Source organism: Gilliamella sp. X-46 (assembly GCF_057063525.1).
In genome coordinates this window covers 103,140-111,085 of record NZ_JBXSQH010000005.1, presented here as the reverse complement: position 1 = coordinate 111,085, position 7,946 = coordinate 103,140, and the positions used below count along the sequence as shown (strand labels likewise).

The following is a 7,946-nucleotide window of genomic DNA, read 5'->3' as shown; positions in this document are numbered from 1 at the left end:
ACATATCACCAACCAATTCATAACAAGGGCGTTCACTGAAGTTATAAGCCACAATTTCCCGATTGTATAAATCTAATATAGGTGATAAATACAGTTTTTTACTTCCCACTTTAAACTCAGTTGCATCCGTTACCCATTTCTGACCAGGTTTAGTCGCCTTAAAATCACGGTTTAATAGATTGGGCACAGCACTAAGACGACATTTATAAGAACGATATTTCTTTCCTCTTATCAAGGATTTTAAGCTCATTTCTTTCATTAAACGTAGCACCTTTTTATGATTCACAATGACATTCTTATTTTGTAATTCAGCCGTAATTCGTCGATAACCATAGCGACTAAAGTTATCTTCATAAATCTTGATAATAAGCGCTTTTAATTCACTATTTTTATCAATTTTAGATTTAGCCGAATCGTGATAGTAAAAAGTACTTCGCGACAAACCTGATGCGCTAAGCAATTTATTTAAGGGATATTTTTTCCTTAATTCATCAACTATTTGATACTTTTCTTTTTTTCTAATCTCTTTTGTCGAAGTAAGGCATCCAACTTTTTTAGATAAGCCACCTCCACTTCAAGGTCACTGACCATTTCGAGCAATTCTTCTTTTGTTTTTTCACTATTTTTTTTAACTTTTTGAGCCATTTTTTTATCTGCTTTTCCCTGTGGTGGATTCGGTGTCATTGAAAAACCTGCTTTGCCATATTTTTGGTATATTTTAAACCAGTGGCCTACATATCCAAAGTGTATATCAAACGCCAAAGCAGCTTGATTTTGTGAAAGATGATTGTCTATAAAATACCTGACCACTTTGTATTTAAAATCTGGAGAAAAATACCTTGGTTTTGTGACGGGTTTTAGTCCTTCAATGCCTTTTCTTTTATATAACTTTACCCACGACTCCACTGTACCGACAGGCACTTGAAAGTGCCAAGCGGTTAAACCATAACCATCATTACTCTTAAAATAATGTTCAATAACTTGTTTTTTAAAATCGAATGGATATTTTTTGGCCATAATTTTGTTCCCAAAAGTAGATTTAAACAATCCAACTTTTGGGGGGCAGTTCACGAATTCCCTAACAACCCACGCTTTGGCTACAGAATGTGGCCTACGGCACTACTCGTATCATCCTGATACTCGCCTCTACGAGGCCATCTTCGCTATGCTCAGGTGTTCAAATTTGTTCCAGACAAATTTGTCCGCCGCCGCCGCTCGGTCTTAACGCACCGGCTATTATCCGTTCCAGACGGAGAATAGCCTCGCCAAACATCCCTGTTTGGCGTGCTAACCTCACTCTGTTGTCGACACATTCTGACGCCGGAATAAGACAAATAACATAATCTTAGGTGTTTTGGGTGAATTGTTTTTTGTTAAAAAGCAATGTAATTACATCCAAAAAGTGGTCAGGAAAGGTATTGATTTTATTGAAGTTTTTATTTTGCTGTTTTTAAGCTAAATCAATCACTTACACAACCTAAGCAAAGCGCCGACATACAACAAATCAACAAAACCACGAATAGCGCCCCAATAACAGCAATTTAACCGCTCCAAACCCTTTTTTTAACGACAATTTAAAATTAAATAAAATCAATATATTAAAAAATACCTCAAAAAAAGGGTTTTCAAAGACGAAATTGTTGTTTATCTTTATACAGCAAGATTTATCAAATCTTAAGCTCTACCTTAACGCCGTGTAGGCGGTTTAGAAATTTTGCAGGTACGGGAACGGTGGCGCATGCGTGCCTTAACGCCGTGTAGGCGGTTTAGAAAAACAGTGGGGCGACTACCAAAAAAATCGTAACCCTTAACGCCGTGTAGGCGGTTTAGAAAAAGCTTTCACAAATAAAGTCTAATATTCGCTTCCTTAACGCCGTGTAGGCGGTTTAGAAAATATGCTATAGGGGCAAACTGATGAACTTCATCCTTAACGCCGTGTAGGCGGTTTAGAAATCGTGGTTCGCGTAAATATGATTATCATTATGCCTTAACGCCGTGTAGGCGGTTTAGAAATTTCCAGTTAAAACGCTCTAACAGAGACCACGCCTTAACGCGTGCAGGCGTTTAATTAAAATAAATCATATAATTATAAAAACATAATATCTTCCAAAAAAGATGGTTATGTTGTCTGTCTTATTCCGGCGTCAGAATGTGCCGACAACAGAGTGAGGTTAGCACGCCAAACAAGGATGTTTGGCGAGTTTGTGCTGCGTCTGGAACGCATCACAAACGGTGCGTTAAGACCGAGCGACGGCGGAGGGCAGCCGCAGGCCACATTCTGCAGCCAAGCGCGGGATTGCTAAGGGAATTCGCTCTAATTCCCTTAGCTCGGACGTGGTCACGATAGCTATTTTGTTGACCCAAGCTCAAAACGTCCGAAACCACCGCCCCCAATTTATTCTATTCACCAAAACAAAAAGGCCTGATTTTCCGCCCAAAAATCGGTCAGGAAAGGTATTGATTTTATTAAGTTTTTTTGGATGTTTTTAACAAAAAACGCCTTTTGCTCGGAATTAGTCACTACAGCTATTTTATTCACCCAGGTCAAAAAGTCCGAAACCACCACACCCAATCCATCCTATACACCAACCCAAACATCCCTAATCGTCACTTAAAAATAGTCTATTGATAATATTAATTTTTATGTTTTAGTCATTTTTGAAAATTACCAAACTTTACTAAACACGCTTTGCCAAAAAGTAAGGGGAGGTGCATAATATTATATAGTTAATAATGAATAAAAATAATCCACAATAGTGATTATGATAGATTATGATATATGAGGTATAATAAAAATGGGTTTAGTTAAACAGGCCGCTGTATTGAGTATGTTATTAGCATTAGCTGGCTGTGATAATAAAGATGTTAAGCAAACTGCAAATACTGAACAATCAACAACGCCATCGGCATCAGAATTTGTTGATAATAACCATACAACCGATCCCAATGATAACGAGAAAATAGATAACCAATCTAAGCCACTTTTTAAACCTACTCCAGAATTAGTCGAAAAATATCATGATAAAGAATTAAAGGTCATTGATAGTTCGGAAGTCATTCTTGATGGTTCAAGTACACTGGTTATTACCTTTTCGGTTCCTTTAAATCCTAATCTTAAATTTTCGAATTTGTTGCGTTTAGTCGATCGCCAAACGGGGAATGTTGATGGTGCATGGGAATTGTCTGACAATGGATTAGAATTAAGACATCGTTACCTTGAACCAAACCGCGATTTAGAACTCACTATCGATAAGATGTTAGCGGGCATTAATGGTAGTAATTTAGCCTCGGTCTATCAAGCTCATATTAAAACTCAAGATCGTAAGCCAATGGTTGGGTTTGCTAGCAGTGGTTATTTGTTGCCAAGCAAATCAATGAGTGGTTTGCCAGTGGTTACCCTTAACGTTGATAAGATTGATGTTAACTTTTTTAAAATTAAGCCTGAAAAGCTGTCCGATTTTATTGATAATTATGGCTTTATTAATCAATTATCATTTTGGGACTCTAAGGATTTACATCAGTTTGTTGATTTAGTTTATACGTCTCGATTTGACTTAAATCCAAAACGTAATTCGCAAGAAACCGTATTACTTAATTTGTCATCCGTTACACCATTACAACAAGAGGGTGTTTATTTTGCGGTGATGAATAAAGCTGGAAGTCATGATTATTCAAATTCTGTATCGATGTTTTCGATCAGTAATATCGGTTTTGCAGTGCATGCCTATGAAAACGGTAAATTATCAGTCATTACCCATGCATTAGATAATGGAAAACCTCTTTCCGATATCAATTTATCGGTTTTATGTAGCAAAAGTATTCGAGACAGTAATAAGAACTGTAAAACAGTTTCAGCCAAAACTGACGCTAATGGTTATGCCGATATAACTTTGCCCAAAGGTATGGAGTACTCTTTGTTGACAGCAAGCGATGGTAAGCAGATTTCTTTGGTTAATTTAGATCGTGGTGCGTTAAGTTTAAGTGAATATAATTTAATGGGTTCGGCTTTTTATCAAAAACAGTTGTTTGCCTTTGGCGCTCGCGACTTATATCGCCCGAAAGAGACGGTCTATTTTAATGCTCTTTTGCGTGATGCCGATGGTAAGCCGTTGCCTTTGCAGCCGATTGTGGTTGATGTTATGTCACCCGATAATTTAGTGGTTGAAAATTTTACAATCAAAGCGAAAACTGATTCAAACGGTTTATACCAATGGCAATATGCTATTCCAGCTAATGCAGAAACAGGCAAATGGGCTTTTCGTTTTAATTTAGGGGACGATAATTACCGTTATGCTTATTTCAATGTTGAGGAATTCTTGCCAGAGCGTATGGGGATGGAAATTACTACCACATCAAATAAACCCATCATGCTTGATAATGAAATTCGTTTTGATGTTAAAGGTTGGTATCTTTATGGTGCTCCTGCTTTGGGTAACCGTTTAGAAAGTTATGTTTATGTTAAGAAAATCGATACAATTCCGGAGCTTGCTGATTATAAAATTGGTAACGTGGTTGATAATGGGGTAGATCGTCAGCTTGATAATATTGATGCGCTTTTAGATAACAATGGTATTTCGCAAATTAAGATTAATACTAACGATTGGGGTAAGTTAAGTTCCCCTATTAATGTGGTTTTACAAGCCAGTTTGCTTGATTCTGGTGGTAAGCCAGTGACACGTTATGCCAGCCAAGCTATTTGGCCAAGTGAGCAAATGCCGGCTGTGCGTGCGTTGTTTTCTCAATCACCTTATTATGATTGGTCGTTAGATCGTTATCAAAGCAGTCCGACGGTTGATAAAGGCGCCAATGCTGAGTTTGAAGTAGCTTATGTTGACGTTGACGGCAATAAGCTGGCGGCAAGGCACTTGAAGGCAAGGGTTATTCGTGAGCGCCGCAATTATTATTGGAGTTGGTCTGACGATTCAGGATGGCATCAAGAGTACAATTCGAACGAATTTGTCGTGCAAGAGCAACCGCTTTCTATTGATGAAAATGGCACCGCTAAAGTAAGCTACCAAACCGATGATTATGGCTCTTACCGTATTGAGGTGATTGATACTAAAAATGGCGTGACCAGTAGCTTGCGTTTTAGAAGTGGTTACGATTGGGAAGATAATACTAATGGCACCCATTCTGTTCGCCCTGATCAGGTTAAATTAAGTCTTGATAAGACAGCTTATTCCGTTGGTGATACTGCTAAAATAAATGTTCAAGCTCCTGTTGCGGGTTCTGGCTATATTTCGCTCGAAACCAACGATGGTATGTTGTGGAAACAAGATATTACTGTTGATGAGCATGGTCTTGATGTCGAAATTCCAATTCAAGATTGGGGTCGTCATGATATTTATATTAATGCGATGATTATTCGACCATCAACCGATATCGAGCTGCAAACCATTAAGCGGGCTATTGGTTTACTTTATTTGCCAATTGATACGTCTGATCGTCAATTAAACGTAAGTATTGAAGCGCCCCAAAAGACAGAGCCTGAAAAGACTATTCCAATAAAAATCAAAATGGATAAAAATGCAATCCAGCAAGATCATAAGGTAACGGTATTGGTTTCGGCTGTGGATTCTGGTGTATTAAATATTACTAATTTTGTAACTCCTGATCCTTATAGTGCGTTTTTGGGTCGTAAACGTTATAACGTGGATCTTTATGATGTTTATGGTAAGTTGATTGAAGGTAAAGGGCGCAATGTCAATATGAGCTTTGGTGGTGATGCAATGCTTGGTGCTAGTGCTGGCGGTAAAAAGCCATCAAATGATGTTAATATTGTGGCTCAGCAATTGCAAACCATTCAGTTAAATGATGATGGCGAAGGTGTTGTTGACCTTGCTTTACCTGATTTTAATGGCGAATTGCGCATAATGACGCAAGCATGGGATGATACTCGTTTTGGTAAGGCTGAACAAACCATGCTTGTTGCATCACCAGTTGTGGCTGAACTATCGACACCACGCTTTTTATCGGGTGGTGATCAGGCTAATTTGGCGTTGGATTTGAATAATCTAACTGACAAAGCTCAAACGATGCAGATCGAGGTTTCTACTGATGGTTTGGTTTATCAAAATTCAGATAAGGTAGTAACATTAACGCTTGATAGCAAGCAAAGACAAATTATTCAAGTGCCAATAGCTGCTGATTATGGCTATGGGCAAGGCACGGTTACTGTTAATGTTAAGGGTATTTTGTTAGAAGATGGTTCTGATTACCAGATCAAACGATCTTGGAACATTGGCGTTAGACCTGCTTATGCCGCAACCACACGGTATTATTCTATAGCAATCAATGGTGGTGAAAGCTGGTCATTACCTGAAGGTAGTCTTGTTGATATGATTGACAATACCGTTGATGGTAAATTAATTGTATCAAATCAACCTCCGCTCAATATTGCTCAATATGTTAAAACGTTATTTGCCTATCCCTATGGCTGTTTGGAACAGACCATTAGTGGTTTAACACCGTTATTATATGCAAACCAAGAGCAGCTTTCTGCTTTAGGAATTAAAACCGAATCAGATGACAAACGACGTGAAAAAGTGCAATTAGGTATTTCGCGCATTTTATCGATGCAACGCAATAATGGTAGTTTTGGTTTATGGAGTAGAGATAGTTCTGAAGAACATTGGTTAACTGTGTATGCAACTGACTTTTTATTGCAAGCCAAAGAGCGGGGCTATAATGTCAATAATAATGCGCTTGATGCGGCCATTTCGCGTATTAGCCAATATGTTTACGATACTAATGCGTTTAATAGTTTACAAAATTACTATGACAATTCACAAGTGATTGATTATACAAATTTTGCTACTAAAGCTTATGCTTTAATGGTACTGACAAAGCAAAATAAAATCACGGTATCGGTGCGTAACGAAATTAATCGAATGTATCAACAGATTACGCAGGGTAATTTTAAGGTGTTTTCACCTCTGCCGATTGCTCAGCTGGCACTATCTGCGAAACTGGCTGGTTTTGATAATATCTATGATAGTTTAATGCCGCAGGTATTTACTACAAGTTATAATCATCAATATTCTTGGTTGGGTGAATATGGTAGTGCTATTCGTGATAACGCATTGGTACTATCTTTATTGGTTGACAACGGGCTCAGTGTTGATAAACAAGCGGATTATTTAATTCAGTTATCAGATTTACTCAATGATAGGCGTTATTTTTCAACGCAGGAACTCAATGCTTTATTTATGGCAGGTTGGTCGTTAGAACAACATAAATCCTCGCAAAAATTTGATGTTGTGATTAATAATCATACAAATAATGTTAATTCAGCACTATCGCGCTCTTTGGATTTTTCTGATTTGTCTAATGGCTTAACCATTTCAAATCCGGAAAATGCGCAGCCGCTTTATGTCAAATTCACTGTTTCAGGTTATGGCAAGAAGTCCCCAGCGCCAACAAGTGATAATAGTGAATTAACCATTAAACGTACTTATTATGATTTGAGCGGTAATAAAATCCAACCGAATCATATGAAAGTAGGCGATTTGATGGTGGTTTTATTAGAAGCTAATGCGCATAAAGAAGCTGTTCACGATGCATTAATTGTCGATTTTTTACCGGCTGGTATTGAGTTAGAAAATCAAAATCTAACTAATAGTAGCGTGAGCTTGCAGGCCATTCCTGAACTAGCCAATTTGCTGAAAGATGAAGACAGCAATGATGTTAAATATCAAGAATTCCGTGATGATAGATACGTCGCAGCTGTTGATATTAATCATTATGTGAGTGAGGGTACATATCGTACACGTGTTGCTTATTTAGCTCGGGCGGTAACGGCGGGGAATTATATGATTCCATATCCTTATGTCGAATCAATGTATCACCCTGAGCGGTTTGCCATTGGTCAATCCTTTGACTTGATATCTATTGTTGAGCGTAATGGTGAATCGAATATACCAGATCAGCAATAGCAGGTCTTAATT

At 37.9% G+C, this 7,946-nt stretch carries 3 protein-coding genes and 1 CRISPR repeat array; of the genes, 1 reads left to right on the top strand and 2 read right to left on the bottom strand.

Annotation, left to right across the window (positions count from 1 at the left end):
• Both ACYIAJ_RS05995 and ACYIAJ_RS05990 read right to left on the bottom strand, forming a co-directional pair.
• Window positions 1-499: IS3 family transposase (locus tag ACYIAJ_RS05995; protein WP_483564480.1), on the bottom strand; the 499-nt coding region annotated here is incomplete at its 3' end.
• Window positions 496-1,017, bottom strand: a complete 522-nt coding sequence (locus ACYIAJ_RS05990; RefSeq protein ID WP_483564479.1) for a transposase — start codon at window positions 1,015-1,017, stop codon at window positions 496-498. The genes ACYIAJ_RS05995 and ACYIAJ_RS05990, both read right to left, overlap by 4 nt.
• A gap of 667 nt (window positions 1,018-1,684) precedes the next feature.
• Window positions 1,685-2,013: a CRISPR direct-repeat array (repeat unit 28 nt; unit sequence CCTTAACGCCGTGTAGGCGGTTTAGAAA).
• A gap of 782 nt (window positions 2,014-2,795) precedes the next feature.
• Between ACYIAJ_RS05990 and ACYIAJ_RS05985 the strand changes: the two genes are divergently transcribed.
• Window positions 2,796-7,934: an alpha-2-macroglobulin family protein gene (locus ACYIAJ_RS05985; protein WP_483559961.1), complete on the top strand. Its 5,139-nt coding sequence runs from the start codon at window positions 2,796-2,798 to the stop codon at window positions 7,932-7,934.
• The last annotated feature ends 12 nt before the right edge of the window (window positions 7,935-7,946 follow it).